The following is a 22,797-nucleotide window of genomic DNA, read 5'->3' as shown; positions in this document are numbered from 1 at the left end:
CGACAACTTTTCCGGATCATCATCCCGGAGACGTTCCGGAACGCGCTTCCGCCGCCGAACTGGGCGGACCCGGGCGGCACTTCACGACGGCCGTCACGGTCGCCGCTCCGGCGCGGCCCACCGCCCGCCCCCGGCGGGAAACGCACCGACACCGCCGCCTCCCCTCCCCGCCGCCCCCGGCATGGCAGGATCGGAAGGCCATGACTGCGCCCACGAAACCCCCGCACAGCCACTCCGCCGCGCCCCGTTCCGACGGCCCCCTCGGTCAGCCGCTGCACGGCGCCGTCATCGACTGGTTCGAGGAGAACGCACGCGACCTGCCCTGGCGGCGCCCCGACGCCGGCCCCTGGGGCGTGATGGTCAGTGAGTTCATGCTCCAGCAGACCCCGGTCAGCCGTGTCCTGCCCGTCTACGAGCAGTGGCTGGCCCGCTGGCCCCGCCCCGCCGACCTCGCCAAGGACACCCCCGGCGAGGCGGTCCGCGCCTGGGGCCGGCTCGGCTACCCGCGCCGCGCGCTGCGGCTGCACGGTGCCGCCGTCGCCATAGCGGAACGGCACGGCGGCGACGTACCGACCGACCACGCCCAGCTGCTGGCGCTGCCCGGCATCGGCGAGTACACGGCGGCCGCGGTCGCCTCGTTCGCGTACGGCCAGCGGCACGCCGTCCTGGACACCAACGTCCGCCGGGTGCTCGCCCGGGCCGTGACCGGTGTGCAGTACCCGCCGAACGCCACGACGGCCGCCGAGCGCAAGCTCGCCCGCGCGCTGCTCCCCGAGGACGAGGGCACCGCCTCCCGGTGGGCGGCCGCGTCGATGGAGCTGGGCGCGCTGGTGTGCACGGCGAAGAACGAGGCGTGCCACCGCTGCCCGATCGCCGCGCAGTGCGCGTGGCAGCTGGCGGGCAAGCCGGAGCACGAGGGCCCGCCGCGCCGGGGGCAGACGTACGCCGGGACCGACCGGCAGGTGCGCGGCAAGCTGCTCGCCGTGCTGCGGGACGCGCACGCGCCCGTGCCGCAGGCCGCGCTCGACCGGGTGTGGCACGAGCCGGTGCAGCGGGCCCGCGCGCTGGACGGGCTGGTCGCGGACGGTCTGGTGGAGCCGCTGCCGGACGGGATGTACCGGCTGCCGGTGAGCTGACGGCCGGCGGGAGGACCGGTCCCTGTCACAGGAACCGGGCTCCCGCGCCCCGTACTTCACAGCCGTTCCTCAGCCCAGACCCGGACATACAGCCGCACAGCAGGTCCAACCACCCTGGTCGTTTCGCCCGTTTCCTGCTTCCGTTACACAACCGACGGACAGCCGAGCGTTCCCCGCAGGCTGCCTCGGACAGGCCCGTGACAACGCCTCCGTAGCTTCTTTCCCGTACCCGGCAGACGGGGACGACCACGAAGCACAGGCAGGAAGACCGACGGCGAACGGGCCGCCGGTGACGGGGAATCAGGAGGCGGTCGGCATGGCACAGGGAGAGGTGCTCGAGTTCGAGGAGTACGTCCGTACCCGGCAGGACGCGCTGCTGCGCAGCGCCCGCCGGCTGGTCCCGGACCCGGTCGACGCCCAGGACCTGCTGCAGACCGCGCTGGTGCGCACGTACCACCGCTGGGACGGCATCGCGGACAAGCGCCTCGCCGACGCCTACCTGCGCCGCGTGATGATCAACACCCGCACCGAGTGGTGGCGTGCCCGCAAGCTGGAGGAGGTGCCCACCGAGCAGCTGCCCGACGCCTCGGTCGACGACGCCACCGAGCAGCACGCGGACCGTGCCCTGCTGATGGACATCATGAAGGTTCTCGCTCCGAAGCAACGCAGTGTCGTGGTCCTGCGACACTGGGAGCAGATGTCCACGGAGGAGACGGCCGCCGCCCTCGGCATGTCGGCGGGAACGGTCAAGAGCACGCTGCACCGGGCGCTCGCCCGGCTCCGCGAGGAGCTGGAGAAACGCGATCTGGACGCACGCGCGCTGGAGCGTGAGGAGCGGGAGCGTTGCGCGGCCTAGGCACGACGACGGGCGGCACCGGGCGCTCGGACGACGGCGGTCCCGGCACCGAGCCGGACGCCGAGGACGACGAAGCGGCGGTCCGGGGGAACCTTCAGGCGGCGTTCACGGCGGTGGCCGTGGTCGTCGCCCTCGCCCTTTTCGCCTCCGCCTGCGCCACCGGCGGCACCGGCGCCCGCGACGAGGGTCCGGCGCGCGCGGAGAGCGTCGGCAGTTCCGCCTACACCTCCCCGGACCTCGCCTCGGCCTCCCCCACCCCGGTCCCGGACCGGGGCGCGGCCGTGCGGCTGGTGCTGGCGGACCCCGAGGTCTCCCGGCAGGTCAAGCGGGCGCTGAAGCCGTGCGTGTCCGACGAGTACCCGGTGGACGTGTCGTACGGTGACCTCACCGGAGGGCCGGCCGACGACATCGTGGTCAACGTCCTGTCCTGCGGGGACGCGGTCGGGGTCGCCTCGTACGTGTACCAGGAGCGCGACGGCGCGTACCGGAACGTCTTCAAGGCCGAGCAGCCTCCGGTCTACGCCGAGATCGACCGGGGCTACCTGATGGTGACCGAGCAGGTGTACGCGAAGGACGACGCGCTGTCGAACCCGTCGAGCGAGAACGTCGTGTCCTACCGGTTCAGGTCCGGCCGGTTCGTGCGCGAGTACAGCACGCACACCGACTACGGCACCCTGGACGACGGCCAGGACACGCCCGCGCCGGCCGGCTGAGTGGCGCCGCCCACGGCGGTGAACGCTTCGCCGGACCCACGCGTCTGTCAAGTGAGCACGTCCGCCGCACCCCTGACCGCACACGAGGACTGAGAGCACCTGGATGGCAGAGCAGACCCACGTCCTGTTCGTCGAGGACGACGACGTCATCCGTGAGGCCACCCAGCTCGCCCTGGAGCGGGACGGCTTCGCGGTCACGGCCATGCCCGACGGGCTGTCGGGGCTGGAGGCGTTCCGGGCCGACCGGCCCGACATCGCGCTCCTGGACGTCATGGTCCCGGGACTGGACGGCGTGAGCCTGTGCCGCCGCATCCGTGACGAGTCGACCGTGCCGGTGATCATGCTGTCGGCCCGCGCGGACTCCATCGACGTGGTGCTGGGCCTGGAGGCGGGCGCCGACGACTACGTGACCAAGCCGTTCGACGGTGCCGTGCTGGTCGCGCGCATCCGGGCCGTGCTGCGCCGCTTTGGGCACGCGAACGGAGGCGACCGGGCGGACGACGAGGGCGACGGGGCCGGCGGCGGGCTGCTGACCTTCGGGGACCTGGAGGTCGACACCGAGGGCATGGAGGTGCGCCGGGCCGGGCAGCCGGTGGCGCTCACGCCGACCGAGATGCGGCTGCTGCTGGAGTTCTCCTCCGCGCCCGGGACCGTGCTGTCCCGCGACAAGCTGCTGGAGCGCGTGTGGGACTACGGCTGGGGCGGGGACACCCGGGTCGTGGACGTCCATGTGCAGCGGTTGCGCCAGAAGATCGGCCAGGACCGGGTCGAGACGGTCCGTGGCTTCGGCTACAAGTTGAAGGCCTGAGCGGGGCGGCATGCGGGGGTTGTTCGGACGTACGGCCGCGTCGGGCGCGGGGAGCGCCGGGCTCGCCGGGCCGGCCACGGGCGGGGGCCCGGGCGCCGGCGGTGTCATGGACCTGGACCGGCCTGGGGGCGCGCTCATGACGGGACGGACGCGGGGGCGCCTCGCCGGGCTGCGGGGCCGGGTGGCGATCCGCACGGGCCTGCGCTGGAAGCTGAGCGCGGCGATCGCGCTGGTCGGCGCGCTCGTCGCGGTCGTCCTGAGCCTCGTCGTGCACAACCAGGCCCGGGTCTCGATGCTGGACAGCGCGCGGGACGTCGCGGACGAGCGGGTGCAGATCGCCCAGCGCAGCTTCGAGCAGTCCAAGCGGCTGAACTTCCCCAACGCCACGATCGACGACCCGGAGCTGCCCGCCGCGCTGCGCGACAAGGTCGAGGAGGGCCGGCGGGCGACCTACGTCACGGAGACCGCCGGGGGTGCGCCCGACATCTGGGCGGCCGTCCCGCTGAGCAACGGGCATGTGCTGTCGCTGCGGACCGGCTGGACCGACCGCAGCGAGCAGATCCTCAACCGGCTCGACCAGGCCATGATCATCGGCTGTATCGCGGTGGTGCTCGGCGGCAGCGCGCTCGGGGTGCTCATCGGCGGGCAGCTGTCGCGCCGGCTGCGCAAGGCGGCGGCCGCGGCCAACCGGGTCGCGAGCGGCGAGCCGGACGTCCGGGTGCGGGACGCCATCGGGGGCGTCGTACGGGACGAGACGGACGATCTCGCGAGCGCGGTGGACGCCATGGCGGACGCGCTGCAGCAGCGGCTGGAGGCGGAGCGCCGGGTCACCGCCGACATCGCGCACGAGCTGCGCACACCGGTGACCGGGCTGCTGACGGCGGCCGAGCTGCTGCCGCCCGGACGGCCCACGGAGCTGGTCCTGGACCGGGCGAAGGCCATGCGCACGCTGGTCGAGGACGTCCTGGAGGTGGCCCGGCTGGACAGCGCCTCGGAGCGGGCCGAGCTGCAGGACATCCTCCTGGGCGAGTTCGTCGCACGGCGGGTCGCCGTGAAGGACCCCGCCATCGAGGTGCGGGTCGTGCACGAGTCGGAGGTCACCACCGACCCGCGGCGCCTGGAGCGCGTGCTGTTCAACCTGCTGGCGAACGCCGCGCGGCACGGCAGGCCGCCCATCGAGGTCACCGTGGAGGGGCGGGTCGTCCGGGTGCGCGACCACGGCCCCGGCTTCCCCGAGGACCTGCTCGCCGACGGGCCCAGCCGCTTCCGCACGGGCAGCAGCGACCGCGCAGGGCACGGCCACGGGCTGGGGCTGACGATCGCGGCGGGCCAGGCCAGGGTGCTGGGCGCCCGGCTGACGTTCCGCAACATCCGCCCGGCGGGCTCGGCGGACCACGTCCCGGCCGAGGGCGCGGTCGCGGTCCTGTGGCTGCCGGAGCACGCGCCGACGAGCACGGGAAGCCATCCCCTGCTTCCCTGACGCTCCTCCTCCGACCTTGCTCGCCCGACCTGCGCGAAGGCCCCCGTACGGATCACCGTGCGGGGGCCTTCGCGTGGTCCTTCGACCTGCCTACTCCTTGACGGCCGCCTCGACGGCCGCCTCGGGTCCGGTCCCCTTGAGCGGGACCTCCTTCACGAACACGGCCGTCACCAGGGACAGCACGGCGACCACGGCGCCCAGCAGGAACGCGGAGTGCGTCCCGGACGACACCGCGTGCTGGTACGCCTCACGGGCCGCCGCCGGCAGCTTCGCGAGGCTGGCCGCGTCCAGCTGCGCCGACTGCTCGGTGATCTTCGCGCCGAGGGCACCGGCCCGCTCGGCCATGACGTCCTGCACGCGGTGGTTGAACAGCGCGCCCATGATCGCGACACCGAAGGAGGAGCCGAGCGTGCGGAACAGCGTGGTGGAGGAGGAGGCGACGCCCATGTCCTTCATCTCGACGCTGTTCTGCGCGACGAGCATGGTGATCTGCATCAGGCAGCCCATACCGAGGCCGACGACCGCCATGAACACGCCGGAGGTGAACCGGCTGGTCCCGGTGTCCATGGTCGACAGCAGGTAGAGGCCGACGACCATCAGCGCGCTGCCGACGACCGGGAAGAGCTTATAGCGCCCGGTGTTCGTGGTCACGCGGCCGGCGACCATCGAGGTGACGAGCATCGCCCCGAGCATCGGGAGCAGCAGCAGACCGGAGTTGGTGGCCGAGGCGCCCTGCACGGACTGCTGGTACAGCGGCAGGAACAGCGTGGCGCCGAACATCACGAAGCCGGTGATGAAGCCGATGAGGGACATCAGGGTGAAGTTCCGGCTGCGGAAGATGTGCAGCGGCACGACCGGCTCGGCGGCCTTGGTCTGCCAGAACACGAACCCGACGAGCGCGACCACGCCGATCGCGATGAGCTCCATGATCATCGCGGAGGTCCAGGCGTACTCGGTGCCGCCCCACGTGGTGACCAGCACGATCGCGGTGATGCCCACGGTCAGCAGCCCGGCGCCCAGATAGTCGATGCGCGCCTGGGCCCGCTTCTTCGGCAGGTGCAGCACGGCGCTGATCGCGGCGAGCGCCACGACACCGAGGGGCAGGTTGATGTAGAAGGCCCAGCGCCAGCCCCAGTGGTCGGTGATGGTGCCGCCGACGAGCGGGCCGCCGATCATCGCGAGCGCCATGACGCCGGCCATCATGCCCTGGTACTTGCCGCGCTCCCGGGGCGGGATCAGGTCGCCGATGATCGCCATGACGCCGACCATCAGACCGCCGGCGCCGAGGCCCTGCACGGCCCGGAAGCCGATGAGCTGGCCCATGTCCTGGGCCATGCCGCTGAGGGCGGAGCCGACGAGGAACAGCACGATCGACGACATGAAGACGCCCTTGCGCCCGTACATGTCGCCGAGCTTGCCCCACAGCGGCGTGGAGGCCGCGGTCGCCAGCGTGTACGCCGTCACGACCCACGACAGATGCTCCAGACCGCCGAGCTCGCCCACGATCGTCGGCATCGCGGTGCCGATGATCATGTTGTCGAGCATCGCCAGCATCATCGTGATCATCAGCGCGAGGAGGACGACGCGTACGCTCCTCGGCTGTTTGTCGGCCTGGTCCTCCTGACCCGCCGGTCCGGTGTCCACCGTCAGTGTCTCGGCCATGATCCCCACTCCCCCAGCTACTTACTTGCCGCCCGGCTAGTTGTTTACACTCAGGGAGCAAGGTAGAGAATCCACTAGCCGGGCGTCAAGTAAGTTTTCTCTGAGGGCCGAGGAGTACGAGGATGGGTGGCACCATGGACGGCACCAAACAGCGGCGCCGCGGGAACACCCGCCAGCGCATCCAGGACGTGGCCCTGGAACTCTTCGCCGAGCAGGGCTACGAGAAGACCTCGCTGCGGGAGATCGCCGAGCGTCTGGACGTCACCAAGGCCGCGCTCTACTACCACTTCAAGACCAAGGAAGAGATCATCGTCAGCCTCTTCGAGGATCTGACGAAGCCGATCGAGGAGCTCATCGACTGGGGCCGGCAGCAGCCGCACACCCTGGACACGAAGCAGGAGATCATCCGCCGCTACAGCCAGACCCTGACCGACGCGGCCCCGCTCTTCCGCTTCATGCAGGAGAACCAGGCGACGGTCCGCGAGCTGAGCATCGGCGAGATGTTCAAGTCCCGCATGCTCGGCATGCGGGACATCATCATCGACCCGGACTCCGAGCTGGTCGACCAGGTGCGCTGCGTCAGCGCGCTGTTCACGCTGCACGCCGGGATGTTCGTGCTCAGAGACCTCGAAGGCGACCCCGAGGACAAGCGGGAAGCCGTCCTCGAGGTCGCCATCGATCTGGTCACCCAGGCGCATCAGGGCGCCCGGACGTCGCGGTAGGTCAGATCTTCAGACCCTTGGCCTGCAGGAAGGCCACCGGGTTGATCGCGGAACCGTAGTTCGGGGTCTTGCGGATCTCGAAGTGCAGGTGGGGACCGCTGGAGTTGCCGGTGTTGCCGGACTTGGCTATCTCCTGGCCGGTCTTGACGACCTGGCCGATCTTCACCTCGATGCGCGACAGGTGGGCGTACTGGGAGTACGTGCCGTTGCCGTGCTTGATCACGATGGCGTTGCCGTACGCCGGACCGTCACCGGCGCCGTTGCCGCCGGCCTTCACGACGGTGCCGCCGTGCGCGGCCATGACCTTGGTGCCGGAGGGCACGGCGAAGTCCTGACCGCTGTGCTTGTGGGCCCAGCGGGCGCCGTTCTGCATGAACGAGGCGGACTTCGTGTACTTCTTCACCGGGGCCACCCAGGACACGGCCTTCTTGGCGGCGGCCTTCTTGGCGGCGGCGCTCTGCGCCGTGGCGGCGGCACCGGTGCCCGAGTTCATCTCGGCAGCGACCGCGCCTCCGGCGCCCAGCACGACCGAGGCCCCCAGGCCGGCGGCCAGCACAGCTGCACGGGTGCGGAACGCGGACGTACGGGGCGAACGGAGAGAAAAGCGCGGGGACATTCGAAACCTCACGGGGAAGACGACGGGGAAAGCCATTCGGCACTTGAGCCGCACCGGATGGCGCCATCCCTTGGTAACCCCTCTCCCGCCCCGCCCCAAAACCCCCTATCTACGGCCCTACCTAGTACATGCCTGTAAAAACCAATGAATCTTGGCAGAGCACTCAATACGGACGAACCAGGTCAGACGCCTTGACAGAGGGCCGCACAGCCCCTTCATGGACCGTAATGTCCGTTTTGCACATTAGGGCGAGGCCACTATTTCGCTTAGTACGTGACGTACCTCGCGTGCCCCATGTCACCGGCCACCCCCTCTCAGGAACCCCGGAATGTGACCCGCGCTACGCGAATGCACAGGCCTTTCGGTAACAAATTCGCGCCCGCCTATGTGAGCCACACCTCTCGGTCGGCTACCGTCCGGTAACCCGCGGGACTCCCGCGGGTCACCACGTTCCACGACCATGCACGCGACCATCCAGCGCACATAACGTGAGAGGACCCCCCAGATGACGCTTCGCCCCTGGGCGCGCCGTATCGCGGTCGGAGCCACCTCCGCCGCCGCTCTCGTGGCCTTCGCGGTCCCCGCCGAAGCGGCGGCCCCCGCGACGACGTCCGCAGCCGCCAGTACGGCCGTGACGGCCGCCGCGGACGTCGACTACGCGACCTGGCAGCGGGACTGCCAGGCGGTGATGGACCAGGCCCTGCCGTATCTGCGGCAGCGGATCGCCGGCGCCCGGCCCGGCGAGAAGCAGGCGATCGTCTTCGACATCGACAACACGACCCTGGAGACGGACTTCGGCTTCAGCTTCCCCCAGCCGGCCAACAGACCGGCCCTGCGGGTCGCGCAGTACGCCCAGGACCACGGCGTCGCGCTGTTCTTCGTGACGGCCCGTCCGGGCATCATCGCCGGGGTCACCGACTTCAACCTCGAGCACGTCGGCTACGAGGTCTCGGGCCTGTACGTGCGCGGGTTCCTCGACCTGTTCAAGAACGTCGCCGACTACAAGACGGCCCAGCGCGTCGACATCGAGAAGCGCGGTTACACGATCATCGCGAACATCGGCAACAGCGCCACCGACCTCTCCGGCGGCCACGCCGAGAAGACGTACAAGCTCCCCGACTACGACGGGCAGCTGTCGTAGCGGGGCGTCCGGGCATGCCGAAGGGGCCGGTGCTCGTCGCACCGGCCCCTTCGGGTGGGTCGTGAGGCTTACGCCTCCTTGCTCAGGTTCGGGCCCGTCCCACCGGCGGCCTGCTCGATCGGAGGGACGTCCGGCAGGGCCGACTTCTCCTCGCCGCGGAAGGTGAAGGTCTTGCTCTCACCCTCGCCCTCGGTGTCCACGACCACGATGTGGCCGGGACGCAGCTCGCCGAAGAGGATCTTCTCCGACAGGGAGTCCTCGATCTCGCGCTGGATGGTCCGGCGCAGCGGCCGGGCGCCCAGCACGGGGTCGTAGCCCTTCTTGGACAGCAGCTCCTTGGCGGACTGGGAGAGCTCGATGCCCATGTCCCGGTCCTTCAGGCGCTCGTCCACCTTGCCGATCATCAGGTCGACGATCCGCAGGATGTCCTCCTGCGTGAGCTGCGGGAAGACCACCACGTCGTCGACGCGGTTGAGGAACTCGGGGCGGAAGTGCTGCTTGAGCTCGTCCGACACCTTGTTCTTCATGCGCTCGTAGTTGGTCTTCGTGTCGCCCGAGGCCGCGAAGCCCAGGTTGAAGCCCTTGGAGATGTCCCGGGTGCCGAGGTTGGTCGTCATGATGATGACCGTGTTCTTGAAGTCCACGACCCGGCCCTGGGAGTCGGTCAGGCGACCGTCCTCCAGGATCTGCAGCAGCGAGTTGAAGATGTCCGGGTGGGCCTTCTCGACCTCGTCGAACAGGACCACGGAGAACGGCTTGCGGCGGACCTTCTCGGTCAGCTGGCCGCCCTCTTCGTAGCCCACGTATCCGGGCGGGGAACCGAAGAGCCGCGAGACCGTGTGCTTCTCGCTGAACTCCGACATGTCGAGGGAGATCAGCGCGTCCTCGTCGCCGAAGAGGAACTCGGCGAGCGCCTTGGACAGCTCGGTCTTACCGACACCGGACGGGCCGGCGAAGATGAACGAGCCACCGGGGCGCTTCGGGTCCTTCAGACCGGCACGCGTACGGCGGATCGCCTTCGACAGCGCCTTGACGGCGTCGTTCTGGCCGATGACCCGCTTGTGCAGCTCGTCCTCCATGCGGAGCAGACGGCTGGACTCCTCCTCGGTCAGCTTGAAGACCGGGATGCCGGTGGCGGTCGCGAGGACCTCGGCGATCAGCTCGCCGTCGACCTCGGCGACGACGTCCATGTCGCCGGCCTTCCACTCCTTCTCCCGCTTGGCCTTGGCGGCGAGGAGCTGCTTCTCCTTGTCGCGCAGGGAGGCGGCCTTCTCGAAGTCCTGCGAGTCGATCGCGGACTCCTTGTCCCGGCGGACACCGGCGATCTTCTCGTCGAACTCGCGCAGGTCCGGCGGCGCGGTCATCCGGCGGATGCGCATCCGGGAACCGGCCTCGTCGATCAGGTCGATCGCCTTGTCCGGCAGGAAGCGGTCCGAGATGTACCGGTCGGCCAGGGTGGCGGCCTGGACCAGCGCCTCGTCGGTGATGGAGACCCGGTGGTGGGCCTCGTACCGGTCGCGCAGACCCTTGAGGATCTCGATCGTGTGCGGCAGGGACGGCTCGGCGACCTGGATGGGCTGGAAGCGGCGCTCGAGGGCCGCGTCCTTCTCCAGGTGCTTGCGGTACTCGTCCAGGGTGGTCGCACCGATGGTCTGCAGCTCACCGCGCGCCAGCATCGGCTTCAGGATCGAAGCGGCGTCGATGGCGCCCTCGGCGGCACCCGCACCGACCAGCGTGTGGAGCTCGTCGATGAACAGGATGATGTCGCCGCGGGTGCGGATCTCCTTGAGCACCTTCTTCAGGCGCTCCTCGAAGTCACCGCGGTAGCGGGAGCCGGCGACCAGCGCGCCGAGGTCCAGGGTGTAGAGGTGCTTGTCCTTGAGGGTCTCGGGCACCTCGCCCTTGACGATGGCCTGCGCGAGGCCCTCGACGACGGCGGTCTTGCCGACGCCGGGCTCACCGATCAGGACCGGGTTGTTCTTGGTACGGCGGGACAGCACCTGCATGACCCGCTCGATCTCCTTCTCGCGCCCGATGACCGGGTCGAGCTTGGACTCACGAGCGGCCTGGGTGAGGTTCCGGCCGAACTGGTCGAGGACCAGGGACGTCGAGGGGGTGCCCTCGGCAGGCCCGCCGGCGGTGGCGGTCTCCTTGCCCTGGTAACCGGAGAGCAGCTGGATCACCTGCTGCCGCACCCGGTTCAGATCAGCGCCCAGCTTGACCAGGACCTGGGCGGCGACGCCCTCGCCCTCACGGATCAGGCCGAGCAGGATGTGCTCCGTGCCGATGTAGTTGTGGCCCAGCTGAAGGGCCTCGCGGAGCGACAGCTCCAGGACCTTCTTGGCACGGGGGGTGAAGGGGATGTGCCCGGACGGGGCCTGCTGGCCCTGGCCGATGATCTCCTCCACCTGCTGGCGGACCGCCTCGAGCGAAATCCCGAGGCTCTCAAGGGCCTTGGCGGCGACACCCTCACCCTCGTGGATCAGGCCCAGGAGGATGTGCTCGGTGCCGATGTAGTTGTGGTTGAGCATCCGGGCTTCTTCCTGAGCCAGGACGACAACCCGCCGCGCGCGGTCGGTGAACCTCTCGAACATCGTTAATCGCTCCTCAGAGCGGTCAGGCAGTGGGGGGAACTTCCCCTCCCTGTCCTTCCGCAGCTTAGTCCCGCAAGCGGGGACCGCTCATTCCAACTGCCGACACCGTCGATGGCCTCCTGACCCGTGACGCCGACATCTGCTCCAACCCGATGGTGCGAGACGATGTTCCCGCAGGCCAGGTGGTTACCCTCACCATCAGTACGCCGATGGCGAACGTGAGACCCACTGTCCTGCGTGTCGCCCCCTCCCACTAGGGATGTCTTACCCGCTGGGACTGACACTCCATGCCGTGGCCCCCGGTTCCCTCCGCTACGGGCGAACAACCTTGCGCCACCTCACGCCCCCGGGCGCTCCCCCGAGCGCCACGATGAGCGATCGTCACGGCACCCAACGTAACCGTTGGGGCGTCGCCGCGGTTCACCGGACATGGTCGGCCCCCGCCCCGCGGTCGCCGCGGAACCCGCCGTGATCCCCCCGCCCCGCCGGCCGCTCGATCCGCACACGCGGCTCCGCGGCTGGTACGGCGGCGTGCTCGGCTGGGCGGCGCTGCTCACCCCGCCCGGCCCCGCGCCGCGGCTGCGCCTGGGGGTGCGGTTCGACGTGCTGGACGTCCCGGCCGAGGCGGGCCGGGCCGCGCTGCGTCATCTCGCCCCCGGGTCGCCGGTGGCGGCCCTGGGCGGCCGGATGCGGCTGCTGGTGGCCGCGGGGAGCGCCCCGGAGGTGCCGGGGGTCCTGGACTGGCTGGAGTGGGGCGCGCTGCCGCTCGATCTGGCCGTGCTCGGCGCGGGTGCCCACATGGAGGCGCCCCTGCCGCCCGGGCAGGGGCTCGCCGTGCAGGGGGCCGCCGTGTGGCTGCGGCCCCCCGAGCCTGGGGGCGAGGTCGAGGCCTCGCTGCCGACGCTGTCGGCCCTGGGGGGCGGTGGGGGCGCCCCCGATCTGGTGCGGGTGCTGGACACGGTGGCGACGCACTGCCACCGCCTGCGGCTGCGGCACGGGTGCCCCCGGCCCGCCGTCAGACCGTAGCTCAGCCGTTGGCCTTCTCGTAGGCCTCGCGGATGCTCGCCGGCACACGCCCGCGGTCGTTGACCTCGTAACCGTTCTCCTTCGCCCACGCACGGATCTGCGCGGTGTCCTGGCTGCCGCCGCCGGACGCGGCACGCGCCTTTCCACGCCCACCCGAAGCACGGCCCCCGGTACGACGGCCGCCCTTCACGTAAGGCTCGAGAAGGCCACGGAGCTTGTCCGCATTGGCAGTCGTGAGATCGATCTCGTACGTCTTGCCGTCCAGCGCGAACGTCACGGTCTCGTCCGCCTCGCCGCCGTCGAGGTCATCGACAAGAAGGACCTGAACCTTCTGTGCCACCGGATTTCCTTTCATCGATAACGTGAGGGCCGGGGGTCGCGGCGTCCGCCGTTTCGCCGTCCCCTGTTATATGCAGTACTGCAGTACGTCGGAAAGCAAACCGCTTTTGCCGGAAAAACACAAACCCTCGGGAGAAGCTGGCTCCCACCCACGGCCCGGAAACATGCGCGTTTCGGACATAGGGCACCTGGGCATGCCCGGTCGGGCGGAATACGGCTTGCCGATGCGGCGATCACAGATGCAGAAGCATCCGGCTGTTGCCCAAGGTGTTCGGTTTCACTCGTTCGAGACCCAGGAACTCCGCGACGCCTTCGTCATAGGAACGCAGCAGCTCGGCGTAGACATCCGTGTCGACCGGGGTCTCGCCGATCTCGACGAAGCCGTGCTTGCCGAAGAAGTCCACTTCGAAGGTGAGACAGAAAACCCGGCGAACGCCGAGCCAGCGCGCGGTGTGCAGCAACTTCTCGAGCACCTGGTGCCCGACGCCGGCGCCGCGCAGGCCGGGCTTCACGGCGAGGGTGCGGACTTCCGCCAGGTCTTCCCACATGACGTGCAGGGCGCCGCAGCCGACGACCTCACCGTTGTCGTCACGTTCCGCGACCCAGAACTCCTGGATGTCCTCGTAAAGCGTGACCGTGGCTTTGTCGAGCAGGATGCGGCGCTGGACGTACGCGTCAAGGAGCCGGCGTACCGCCGGGACATCGCCGGTTCGCGCCCGCCGGACGGTGATGGCTTTTGCGGTGACTTCCGTGCTCTCCGCCGAGGCGCTTCCCCCGGAGTGGCTCTCTGCTGACATGAGCGGACGCTATCGCCCGCCGGGCCCCTCTGCCGAGCCGGGGTTCTCCCCCGCGGTATCGCCGGCCGTATCGGAGGCGGTATCGGCGCCGGACGTATAGGCGCCGCCGCTATCGCCCCCGGTAACGCCGCGTGTATCGGGCGGTTGCGGCGGCTCGGCCGTTTCCGGGCCCTGGACGATGCGTACGGCGTCCCGCAGGGCGGTGCGCTGTTCGTCGCTCATCATGCCGAAGAAGGCGACGAGAGCGGCGGCGGGGTTGTCGCTCTGCGACCAGGCGTCGTTCATCAGGGCCGCCGCGTAGGCGGCGCGAGTGGACACCGCCTCATATCGATAGGCCCGGCCTTCCGCTTCACGCCGGACCCAGCCCTTCTGATGGAGATTGTCCATAACGGTCATCACGGTCGTGTACGCGATGGACCGTTCCTGCTGGAGATCTTCCAGGACTTCTCGAACGGTCACCGGGCGGTTCCACTTCCACACCCGCGTCATGACCGCGTCTTCGAGTTCTCCCAAGGGGCGAGGCACAACTCAGAACAATAGTGGGAGAACTGATCGTTGGCGCCCCGACGTGCGCCTTCACCTGCAAACGTGAACAAAAAGGGCGTACGACCCGGAAAACGCACGCGGGGGCGTGCGCCGGCCGGAGTCGTACGCCGGAGAGGCCGGGCGGGTCAGGCGTCGGGCTGGGCGGAGGCCCCGCGGGAGCTCTCCACGCGCGCGAGGGCGGCGTCCACGGCCGCGTCCTCCTTGGCCTTGTTCGCCCCGCCCTGCGTCTTCACGATCACCCGGATCAGTCCGATGAAGAACACGGCCATCACGACCGGGGGGAGCAGTGCGGAGACGTAGTCCATGGGTCCCAGGGTAGCCACGGGGCGGGGCGATCTTCGCGCAGGGGCCGGTCAGCCCGCCGCCAGTTGCTGGGGCGGGGCGGTGGTGGGCGGGGCGGGCCTGCGGCGGGGGAAGACCTCGCCAGGGGTCGGGATGGGGCGGCCCGGCTTGGGGGCGGCGGGTTCCCGGGCGGGCGAGGGAGCCGGGGCGGCCGGCTTCTCGGCGGGCCGCTTGCGCGCCGGCTTCGCGGGCTCGTCCCCGGCGGCCTGGGCGGGCAGCGTGACGGCCGCGCCCTGGAGGCCGCCGGGAAGGGCCTGGAGGTGCGCACGGGACGCCGGGACGAGCGGCCCGGCGGGGACGGCCGGGGCGGCGGCGGGACGCGCCAGGAGGGCCACCACGTCCGTCGCGGCCCGCGGCGCGCAGCGCTCCAGCAGGGCGGCCGCGAGGCTGTTGCCGCGCAGCGCGCCGAGGGCGGCGAGGTCGTCGCGGGTGGGCCGGTGCCCGGCGTCCAGCGCCTCCGCCAGGAGGGCGAGGTAGCCCGTCGCGCTGCCGGGGAGGGCGGCACGGTAGCGGGCGAGGTCGTCCAGGAGGAAGGCGCGCTGCCGGGCGCCTTCGCGGATCGCCTCGTCGAGCGACCCGGCGAGGTGGAGACAGTCCTGGACGTCTTCGGCCGAGGCGGGGCCGGCGTGGAGGGCGAGGGCGAGGGCGCGGCGGAGCACACGCAGCTCCTCCGCGCCGAAGGCCATGCCGCCGAGGGATCCGTAGGGCGTGGGCATGCCGCGACGATACGCGCTAATCGGACAATCCCGGCATAGGGGGATGGGTGTCGCCGGTGAGACACCCGGCTGGGGGTGCGCCGGGAGGACCGGGCTCACCAGGGCCGATACCGCGATACCGGCCCTGGTGGCGGGCTCGGGTCAGCTCCGGGCGACGTTGCGTTCGTAGACCAGGCGGAGCCCGATCAGGGTCAGCCACGGCTCGTGCTCGTCGATGACGGTGCTCTCCCCGAGCACGGTCGGGGCCAGCCCGCCCGTGGCGATCACCGTCACGTCGTCGGGGTCGTCCGCGAGCTCGCGCGCCATCCGGGTGACGACCCCGTCGACCTGGCCCGCGAAGCCGTAGACGATGCCCGACTGCATCGCCGCGACCGTGTTCTTGCCGATCACGGTCCGGGGCCGGGCCACCTCGATCTTCCGCAGCTGCGCGGCCTTGACGCCGAGGGCCTCCACCGAGATCTCGATGCCGGGCGCGATCACGCCGCCGACGTACTCCCCGCGCGCGGAGACCGCGTCGAACGTGGTCGCCGTGCCGAAGTCGACGACGATCGCCGGGCCGCCGTACAGCTCGTTCGCCGCGACCGCGTTGATGATGCGGTCGGCGCCGACCTCCTTGGGGTTGTCGAACTGGATCGGCACACCGGTCTTCACGCCCGGCTCGACGAGGACGGCGGGGACGTCGCCGTAGTAGCGGCGGGTCACCTCGCGCAGCTCGTGCAGGACCGACGGGACGGTCGCGCAGATGGCGATGCCGTCGATCCCGTCACCCAGTTCGTCACCGAGGAGCGGGTGCATGCCCATCAGGCCCTGGAGCAGGACCGCGAGCTCGTCGGCGGTGCGGCGCGCGTCCGTGGAGATGCGCCAGTGCTCGACGATGTCCTCGCCGTCGAAGAGGCCGAGGACGGTGTGGGTGTTGCCTACGTCGATCGTGAGCAGCATGCCGGTACCTACTCCGCCGCTCGCAGGTCCAGGCCGATGTCCAGGATCGGCGAGGAGTGGGTGAGGGCGCCGACCGCGAGGTAGTCCACGCCGGTGTCCGCGTACGCCTTGGCGTTGTCCAGGGTCAGCCGGCCGGAGGCCTCCAGGGCGGCGCGGCCGTCGACGAGCGCCACGGCCTCCTCGCACTCGCCCGGCGTGAAGTTGTCCAGCAGGATCAGGTCGGCGCCCGCGTCCATGACCTCGCGGAGCTGGTGCAGCGTGTCGACCTCGACCTCGATCGGCACCTCCGGGAAGGCCTCGCGGACCGCCTTGAAGGCCTGCGCCACCCCGCCCGCCGCGACGACGTGGTTGTCCTTGACGAGGGCCGCGTCCGACAGGGACATGCGGTGGTTGACGCCGCCGCCGCAGCGCACGGCGTACTTCTCCAGCGCGCGCAGCCCCGGCGTCGTCTTGCGGGTGTCGCGGACCTTCGCCCGGGTGCCGTCCAGGGCGTCCGCCCACGCGCGCGTGGCCGTAGCGATGCCCGACAGGCGGCACAGGATGTTCAGCGCGCTGCGCTCGGCGGTCAGCAGGTCACGGGTGCGGGTGGTCACCGACAGGAGCTTCTGCCCCGCCGCGATCCGGTCGCCGTCCTCGACGTGCCGCTCGACCTCGAACTCGTCCTCGCAGACGATCGAGAGGACCGCCTCGGCGACCCTGAGGCCGGCCACGACGCCGTCCTCGCGGGCGACGAAGTCGGCGGTGGCGACGGCCTCCTCGGGGATGGTCGCGACCGTCGTCACGTCCACGCCGCCGGCGAGGTCCTCCTGGAGGGCCACGTTGGCGATGTCCTCGACCTCGACCGGGTCGAGGCCCGCGTCGGCGAGGAGCTGGGCGAGCGCGGGGTCGAGCCCGCACTCCAGGTACTCCTCGCCGGCGCCGCAGGCGCAGTCGTCGCCGCAGCCGCCGTTCGGGGCGAGGGGAAGGTCGGGGGTGGTCACTGCTGTCACTGCTCCTGGGGCCGGGTCGGGGGGAGGTCTGCGGTGTCGGTGGTGTGCACGGCCAGTGTGCGGTCGGGGTTCAGGCGTACGACGATGTGGCGCCGCCAGGCCGTGTCGTCGCGGTCGGGCCGGTCCTCGCGCCAATGGCAGCCGCGGGTCTCCTGGCGCAGCCGGGCGGCGGCCACCAGGGCGCGGGCCACGCACAGCAGGTTCGTGGCCTCCCAGGTGTCGACGCCGGGCTCGGCGGTCTTGCCGTTCTCCAGGAGGGCGTCGCGGGCCTCGGCGCGCAGCCGCTCGATCCGCTCGGCGGCCTCGGTGAGGGAGGCCTCGGAGCGGATCACACCGGCGCCCTCGGTCATGATCCGCTGGATCGCGAAACGGGCCTCGGGGGCGAGCAGGGGGTGCCCGGTCTCCGCGTGCGGCACCGGCTGCGGCACGCGCGCGGGGAGGCCGTCGGCCGCGCGGGCCCCGGCGATGTCGGCGGCGATGCGCTCGGCGTAGACGAGCCCTTCGAGGAGCGAGTTCGACGCGAGGCGGTTGGCGCCGTGCACCCCGGTGCAGGCCACCTCGCCGCACGCGTACAGGCCGGGGACGGTCGTCCGGCCCCGGGGGTCGGTGCGTACGCCGCCCGAGGCGTAGTGGGCGGCCGGGGCGACCGGGATCGGCGCGGTGACGGGGTCGATGCCGTGCGCCCGGCAGGCGGCGAGGATCGTCGGGAAGCGGTGCTCCCACATCTCGGCGCCGAAGTGCCGGGCGTCGAGGAACATGTGCTCCGCGCCCTGCTCCAGCATCCGCCGCGTGATGCCCTTGGCGACGATGTCCCGGGGCGCGAGCTCCGCCAGTTCGTGCTGTCCGACCATGAACCGCACGCCGTCGGCGTCGACCAGGTGGGCGCCCTCGCCGCGGACCGCCTCGGAGACCAGCGGCTGCTGGCCCTCCGCCTCCGGCCCGAGGAACAGGACGGTCGGGTGGAACTGCACGAACTCCAGGTCGCTGACCTCGGCGCCCGCGCGCAGCGCGAGGGCCACGCCGTCGCCGGTGGACACCGACGGGTTCGTCGTCGCCGAGAAGACCTGGCCCATGCCGCCGGTCGCCAGGACCACGGCGGGCGCGTGCACCGCGCCCACGCCGTCGTGCTGCCCCTCGCCCATGACGTGCAGGGTGACGCCCGCGGTGCGGCCCTCGGCGTCCGTGAGCAGGTCGAGCACCAGCGCGTTCTCGACGGTGCGCAGGCCCCGCGCGCGCACGGCCTCGACCAGGGCGCGGGAGATCTCCGCGCCGGTCGCGTCACCGCCCGCGTGGGCGATGCGGCGGCGGTGGTGGCCGCCCTCGCGGGTGAGTTCCAGCTCGCCCTCGGAGGACTCGTCGAAGTGGGCGCCGGTCTCGATCAGCCGGCGGACGGCGTCGGGGCCCTCGGTGACGAGGATGCGCACGGCCTCCTCGTCGCACAGCCCGGCGCCGGCCACCAGGGTGTCGTCCAGGTGCTGCTCGGGGGTGTCGCCCTCGCCGAGCGCGGCGGCGATGCCGCCCTGGGCCCAGCGGGTCGAGCCGTCGTCCAGGCGTGCCTTGGTGACGACGACGGTGGCGAGGCCGGCCGCCTCGCAGCGCAGGGCGGCCGTCAGGCCGGCCACGCCGGAGCCGACGACCACGACGTCCGCGGAGATGGCCCATCCTGGCGCGGGCGCGTGCAGTCGTATGCCTGTGCTGGTCACGAGGCGGCTCCGAAGGTGAGGGTGATGTTGTCGATCAGCCGGGTCGCGCCGACCCGGGCGGCGACGGCGAGGACGGCCTCGCCGGTGAAGTCGTCCCCGATCTCGGTGAAGTCGGACGGGTCGACGAGGGCGAGGTAGTCCAGTTCGAGCGGCGGCGTGAGCCGGGCGGCGTCGTCCAGGACCAGCCGGGCGGCGGCGCGGACGGCCGCGGCGGAGCCGGGCGTGGCCTTGGCGACGGCGTGCGCGTCGGCGGCGGCACGGGACTCGCCGAGGGCGCTGAGCGCCTCGGCACGCGCGCGCGTGGCCGGCACCTCGCGGGCCCGCGCGCGCAGCGCCTCCTGGGCCGCGTGCCGGTCGGCGCCGGCGAACAGGGCCTGCGACAGGGCGAGCGCGGTGCGCCGCTCCGCGGGCGAGAGGTAGCGGTTGCGGCTGGACAGCGCGAGGCCGTCCTCCTCGCGCACGGTGGGGACGCCGACGATCTCCACGGAGAAGTTCAGGTCGCGGACCATCCGGCGGATCAGCGCGAGCTGCTGGGCGTCCTTCTGCCCGTACAGGGCGACGTCCGGCCGGGTCAGATGCAGAAGCTTGGCGACGACGGTGAGCATGCCGTCGAAGTGGCCGGGGCGCGAGGCGCCCTCCAGCCGCTCCCCCATGGGCCCCGCGGTGACCCGGACCTGGGGCTCGCCGCCCGGGTAGACCTCGTCGACGGCCGGGGCGAACACGACGTCCGCGCCCGCCCGGCCGGCGACCTCGATGTCGGCGTCCAGGGTGCGCGGGTAGCGGTCGAGGTCCTCGCCCGCGCCGAACTGGAGGGGGTTCACGAAGACGGTGACAACGACCTCGCCGTCCGGCCCGGCGATCCGGCGGGCGGCGCGGATCAGGGTGGCGTGGCCCTCGTGGAGGGCGCCCATCGTCATCACGACGGCACGGCGGCCCGTACGCACGCGCGCGTGCAGCTCGGCAGCGGTGCGCAGCAGAGTGGGGGTCATCGGGCATCTCCCTCGGCGCCGTCGGTCCCGGTCGCGAGCACGCCGAGCAGGTCCTCGGCGAGTTCCGGCTTGAGCAGGCCGTGGGCCAGGGCGCGGTCGGCGGTGGCGCGGGCCATCGCCAGATAGCCGGCGACGGTCCCCGGCGCGTGCCGGCGCAGCTCGGTGACGTGCGCGGCGACGGTGCCCGCGTCGCCGCGCGCGACGGGGCCGGTCAGGGCGGCGTCGCCGGAGCGCAGGGCGTTGTCCAGGGCGGCGCCGAGCAGCGGGCCCAGCATCCGGTCGGGGGCGGCCACGCCCGCCTCGCGCAGCAGCTCCATGGACTGGGCGACCAGCGTGACCAGGTGGTTCGCGCCGAGGGCGAGGGCCGCGTGGTAGAGCGGGCGCCGCTCCTCGGCGATCCACTCGGGCTCGCCGCCCATCTCGATGACGAGGGCCTCGGCGGCCAGCCGCAGTTCCTCCGGGGCCGTGACGCCGAAGGAGCAGCCGGCCAGGCGCTGCACGTCGACGGGGGTGCCGGTGAAGGTCATCGCCGGGTGCAGGGCCAACGGCAGCGCGCCCGCGCGCAGGGCGGGGTCCAGGACCTTGGCGCCGTACCGCCCGGAGGTGTGCACGAGCAGCTGGCCGGGGCGGACCGCGCCGGTCTCGGCGAGCCCCTCGACCAGTCCGGGCAGCGCGTCGTCGGGCACGGTCAGCAGCACGAGCTCGGAGCGGGCCAGGACCTCGGCGGGCGGCACCAGCGGCACCCCGGGCAGCAGGTGCTCGGCGCGGCGCCGGGAGGCGTCGGAGACCCCCGAGACGGCGACCGGGCGGTGTCCGGCCAGTTGGAGGGACGCGGCGAGCGCGGGGCCCACGCGGCCGGCGCCGACGACACCGACGGTGAGCCGCGCGGGGCGGTCCCTGGGATCCGGCTGTTGGCTTGTACTCACTCGACGGTGGCCTTCCCGTTCCAGTCCGCTCGGGGTACCGGACGATTTCTCGTCATGTTAACGCGATCGGTCCGAGGGGGGCCCGGTCGTCCACAGGCTGTGGGCCATCGCACGGCCCCGCGTCCGGGGGCGGAGACGGCCGGTGCCGCGTAATCCGGATGCCCGCGCGCACCGCCGTACGGGATCATCCCCGGATGAGCGACACGGAGCCGCGGAGCGGCCACCAGCGGGACGAGACGTCGGACGAGGAACGCCGGGGGCGGTTGCGGGAGCGGCGCATCACCGCCCAGCGCACCGCATCGCGCGTGCTCGCGCGCCACGGCTTCCAGCAGACCCTCCGGGAACGCCTGGCCCTGCTGGACGCGGCCCAGGACGTGTACGACCTGGACGAGCCGTCGGACGTCTACGGCAACCGTGTCGTCGAGGCCCTGGAGGAGAAGGTCGCCGCGCTGCTCGGCATGGAGGCCGCCGCGTTCTTCCCGACCGGCACCATGGCCCAGCAGATCGCCCTGCGCTGCTGGGCGGGCCGCACCGGGAACCCGGCGGTCGCCCTGCACGCGCTGAGCCACCCCGTGGTGCACGAACGGGACGCGCTCAGCCAGGTCAGCGGTCTGCGCCCGGTGCGGGTGACGTCCGAGCCCCGGATGCCGACGGCCGCCGAGGTGCGCGACCTCGCGGAGCCCTTCGGGACGCTCATGCTCGAACTGCCCCTGCGCGAGCCGGGGTTCCTCCTGCCCACCTGGGAGGAGCTGACCGAGGTGGTCGAGGCGGCGCGCGAACGGGACGCCGTGGTGCACTTCGACGGCGCCCGGCTGTGGGAGTCCACGGTCCACCTCGGCCGCCCGCTGGAGGAGATCGCGGGCCTCGCGGACAGCGTGTACGTGTCGTTCTACAAGTCGCTCGAAGCCTTCGGGGGCGCCGCGCTGGCGGGCCCCGGCGCCTTGATCGAGGAGGCGAAAACCTGGCGGCACCGCTACGGCGGCCAGGTCTTCCAGCAGTTCCCCACCGCGCTGTCGGCGCTGGTGGGCCTGGAGACACGGCTGCCCCGGCTGCCCGAGTACGTCGCCCACGCGCGCGTGGTCGCCGCCGCCCTGCGCGAGGGGCTGGCGGCGGCCGGAGTGCCGTGGGCGCGGGTCCACCCCGAGCCGCCGCACACCCACCAGTTCCAGGTGTGGCTGCCGTACGACACCGACGTGCTCACGGAGGCCGCGGTCCGGCAGGCGGAGGAGACCGGGACGTTCCTGTTCGCCCGCACCTGGGAGGCCGCCGGCCCCGGGCTGGCCTTCACCGAGGTCGCCGTCGAGGCCGCCGGGCTCGACTGGTCGGCCGACGACGTACGGGAGGCCGTCGCCGGGTTCGCGGCCCGGCTGGAGGAGGAGGCCGGCCGCCGGAAGACCGCTTAGCCGCCGGAAGACCGCTCAGGCGTGCCGCCACCGGTCCAGGGCCCGCCGGACCGGACCGCGGGCCGGGCGGCCCGCCAGGACGGCCCGGAACTCCCGCAGCTCGCGGATCTCACGCAGGACCCGCCGGTCGTGGCTGCCCGGCGCCGGGGGTACGGCCTCCCCGAGCGACCGCGCCCGGTACGAGTCGAGGAGGTGGTCCTGGATGCTGCTCATGGCCGATCGCCCTCTCCCGGTCACGGGGCGACGGGCGGCTCCGCGGCCCCTTCGGACCTCCCAGACTGCTCCGGGTCCGGGGTGCTGTCGCGTCGATTGACGGCCGCCGTCAATCGACGGCCGCGTTGTCGGTGGCGGGGT

23 protein-coding genes are annotated in these 22,797 nt (G+C 72.0%); 9 read left to right on the top strand and 14 right to left on the bottom strand.

What is annotated here, in order from left to right; genetic code table 11:
• Nucleotides 1–200: 200 nt before the first annotated feature.
• The 5 genes from F8R89_RS19980 (at nt 201) to cseC (ending at nt 4,993) form a co-directional block, all read left to right on the top strand.
• The gene (locus tag F8R89_RS19980; protein WP_151785242.1) at nt 201–1,136 is read left to right on the top strand and encodes an A/G-specific adenine glycosylase; all 936 of its coding nucleotides are present in this window, start codon (nt 201–203) and stop codon (nt 1,134–1,136) included.
• Between the two features lie 316 nt (nt 1,137–1,452).
• The gene (locus F8R89_RS19975) at nt 1,453–1,992 is read left to right on the top strand and encodes a SigE family RNA polymerase sigma factor (protein WP_151785241.1); all 540 of its coding nucleotides are present in this window, start codon (nt 1,453–1,455) and stop codon (nt 1,990–1,992) included.
• Entirely contained in the window at nt 1,980–2,705 is a 726-nt protein-coding gene (locus F8R89_RS19970) for a hypothetical protein (RefSeq protein WP_151785240.1), read from the top strand. The genes F8R89_RS19975 and F8R89_RS19970 overlap by 13 nt, the downstream gene beginning before the upstream one ends.
• Before the next feature lie 103 nt (nt 2,706–2,808).
• On the top strand, nt 2,809–3,513 hold the full coding sequence (gene cseB / locus F8R89_RS19965) for a two-component system response regulator CseB (protein WP_151785239.1): 705 nt from the start codon (nt 2,809–2,811) through the stop codon (nt 3,511–3,513).
• A gap of 136 nt (nt 3,514–3,649) precedes the next feature.
• Nucleotides 3,650–4,993 (top strand): two-component system sensor histidine kinase CseC, encoded by a 1,344-nt coding sequence (gene cseC / locus F8R89_RS19960; protein ID WP_151785238.1) that lies wholly within the window; start codon nt 3,650–3,652, stop codon nt 4,991–4,993.
• 90 nt (nt 4,994–5,083) lie between these two features.
• Here cseC and F8R89_RS19955 read toward each other — a convergent pair whose 3' ends face one another.
• Nucleotides 5,084–6,655: an MDR family MFS transporter gene (locus tag F8R89_RS19955; protein WP_151785237.1), complete on the bottom strand. Its 1,572-nt coding sequence runs from the start codon at nt 6,653–6,655 to the stop codon at nt 5,084–5,086.
• 122 nt (nt 6,656–6,777) lie between these two features.
• Here F8R89_RS19955 and F8R89_RS19950 point away from each other — a divergent pair, with 122 nt between their 5' ends.
• Nucleotides 6,778–7,377, top strand: a complete 600-nt coding sequence (locus F8R89_RS19950) for a TetR/AcrR family transcriptional regulator (protein WP_151785236.1) — start codon at nt 6,778–6,780, stop codon at nt 7,375–7,377.
• A gap of 1 nt (nt 7,378) precedes the next feature.
• Here F8R89_RS19950 and F8R89_RS19945 read toward each other — a convergent pair whose 3' ends face one another.
• Nucleotides 7,379–7,993: a M23 family metallopeptidase gene (locus F8R89_RS19945; RefSeq protein ID WP_151785235.1), complete on the bottom strand. Its 615-nt coding sequence runs from the start codon at nt 7,991–7,993 to the stop codon at nt 7,379–7,381.
• Nucleotides 7,994–8,498: 505 nt separating this feature from the next.
• On the opposite strand from F8R89_RS19945, the gene F8R89_RS19940 reads away from it, so the two are divergent.
• A complete protein-coding gene (locus F8R89_RS19940; RefSeq protein ID WP_151785234.1) occupies nt 8,499–9,134 on the top strand; it encodes an HAD family acid phosphatase in 636 nt (211 codons plus the stop codon).
• A gap of 68 nt (nt 9,135–9,202) precedes the next feature.
• On the opposite strand, the gene F8R89_RS19935 is transcribed toward F8R89_RS19940, so the two are convergent.
• Nucleotides 9,203–11,728 (bottom strand): ATP-dependent Clp protease ATP-binding subunit, encoded by a 2,526-nt coding sequence (locus F8R89_RS19935; protein ID WP_062673522.1) that lies wholly within the window; start codon nt 11,726–11,728, stop codon nt 9,203–9,205.
• Between the two features lie 429 nt (nt 11,729–12,157).
• On the opposite strand from F8R89_RS19935, the gene F8R89_RS19925 reads away from it, so the two are divergent.
• Entirely contained in the window at nt 12,158–12,754 is a 597-nt protein-coding gene (locus tag F8R89_RS19925) for an SCO3374 family protein (protein WP_151785233.1), read from the top strand.
• A 1-nt stretch (nt 12,755) separates the two neighbouring features.
• Here F8R89_RS19925 and F8R89_RS19920 read toward each other — a convergent pair whose 3' ends face one another.
• The 10 genes from F8R89_RS19920 to F8R89_RS19875 form a co-directional block, all read right to left on the bottom strand.
• A complete protein-coding gene (locus tag F8R89_RS19920; protein WP_055624684.1) occupies nt 12,756–13,094 on the bottom strand; it encodes a histone-like nucleoid-structuring protein Lsr2 in 339 nt (112 codons plus the stop codon).
• Nucleotides 13,095–13,326: 232 nt separating this feature from the next.
• Nucleotides 13,327–13,890: an amino-acid N-acetyltransferase gene (locus tag F8R89_RS19915; protein WP_151785232.1), complete on the bottom strand. Its 564-nt coding sequence runs from the start codon at nt 13,888–13,890 to the stop codon at nt 13,327–13,329.
• Between the two features lie 9 nt (nt 13,891–13,899).
• Complete coding sequence (locus F8R89_RS19910) at nt 13,900–14,379, bottom strand: BlaI/MecI/CopY family transcriptional regulator (RefSeq protein WP_413251295.1); 480 nt, start codon at nt 14,377–14,379, stop codon at nt 13,900–13,902.
• Nucleotides 14,380–14,561: 182 nt separating this feature from the next.
• Complete coding sequence (locus F8R89_RS19905; protein ID WP_151785230.1) at nt 14,562–14,741, bottom strand: hypothetical protein; 180 nt, start codon at nt 14,739–14,741, stop codon at nt 14,562–14,564.
• A 48-nt stretch (nt 14,742–14,789) separates the two neighbouring features.
• A complete protein-coding gene (locus F8R89_RS19900; protein ID WP_151788214.1) occupies nt 14,790–15,464 on the bottom strand; it encodes a hypothetical protein in 675 nt (224 codons plus the stop codon).
• A 171-nt stretch (nt 15,465–15,635) separates the two neighbouring features.
• Nucleotides 15,636–16,433 (bottom strand): type III pantothenate kinase, encoded by a 798-nt coding sequence (locus F8R89_RS19895; RefSeq protein WP_055624689.1) that lies wholly within the window; start codon nt 16,431–16,433, stop codon nt 15,636–15,638.
• A gap of 8 nt (nt 16,434–16,441) precedes the next feature.
• Entirely contained in the window at nt 16,442–17,413 is a 972-nt protein-coding gene (nadC, locus tag F8R89_RS19890) for a carboxylating nicotinate-nucleotide diphosphorylase (RefSeq protein ID WP_151788213.1), read from the bottom strand.
• Nucleotides 17,414–17,418: 5 nt separating this feature from the next.
• The gene (locus F8R89_RS19885; RefSeq protein ID WP_151785229.1) at nt 17,419–19,125 is read right to left on the bottom strand and encodes an L-aspartate oxidase; all 1,707 of its coding nucleotides are present in this window, start codon (nt 19,123–19,125) and stop codon (nt 17,419–17,421) included.
• On the bottom strand, nt 19,122–20,114 hold the full coding sequence (panC, locus tag F8R89_RS19880) for a pantoate--beta-alanine ligase (protein WP_151785228.1): 993 nt from the start codon (nt 20,112–20,114) through the stop codon (nt 19,122–19,124). The genes F8R89_RS19885 and panC overlap by 4 nt, the downstream gene beginning before the upstream one ends.
• Entirely contained in the window at nt 20,111–21,040 is a 930-nt protein-coding gene (locus tag F8R89_RS19875; RefSeq protein ID WP_151785227.1) for a Rossmann-like and DUF2520 domain-containing protein, read from the bottom strand. The genes panC and F8R89_RS19875 overlap by 4 nt, the downstream gene beginning before the upstream one ends.
• A gap of 194 nt (nt 21,041–21,234) precedes the next feature.
• On the opposite strand from F8R89_RS19875, the gene F8R89_RS19870 reads away from it, so the two are divergent.
• The gene (locus F8R89_RS19870; RefSeq protein WP_151785226.1) at nt 21,235–22,443 is read left to right on the top strand and encodes a threonine aldolase family protein; all 1,209 of its coding nucleotides are present in this window, start codon (nt 21,235–21,237) and stop codon (nt 22,441–22,443) included.
• A 15-nt stretch (nt 22,444–22,458) separates the two neighbouring features.
• Here F8R89_RS19870 and F8R89_RS19865 read toward each other — a convergent pair whose 3' ends face one another.
• Nucleotides 22,459–22,656, bottom strand: a complete 198-nt coding sequence (locus tag F8R89_RS19865; RefSeq protein WP_151785225.1) for a hypothetical protein — start codon at nt 22,654–22,656, stop codon at nt 22,459–22,461.
• Nucleotides 22,657–22,797: the final 141 nt, after the last annotated feature.

This window comes from Streptomyces sp. SS1-1 (genome assembly GCF_008973465.1).
Classification (GTDB): domain Bacteria; phylum Actinomycetota; class Actinomycetes; order Streptomycetales; family Streptomycetaceae; genus Streptomyces.
This window is presented reverse-complemented; position numbering and strand designations above follow the sequence as displayed.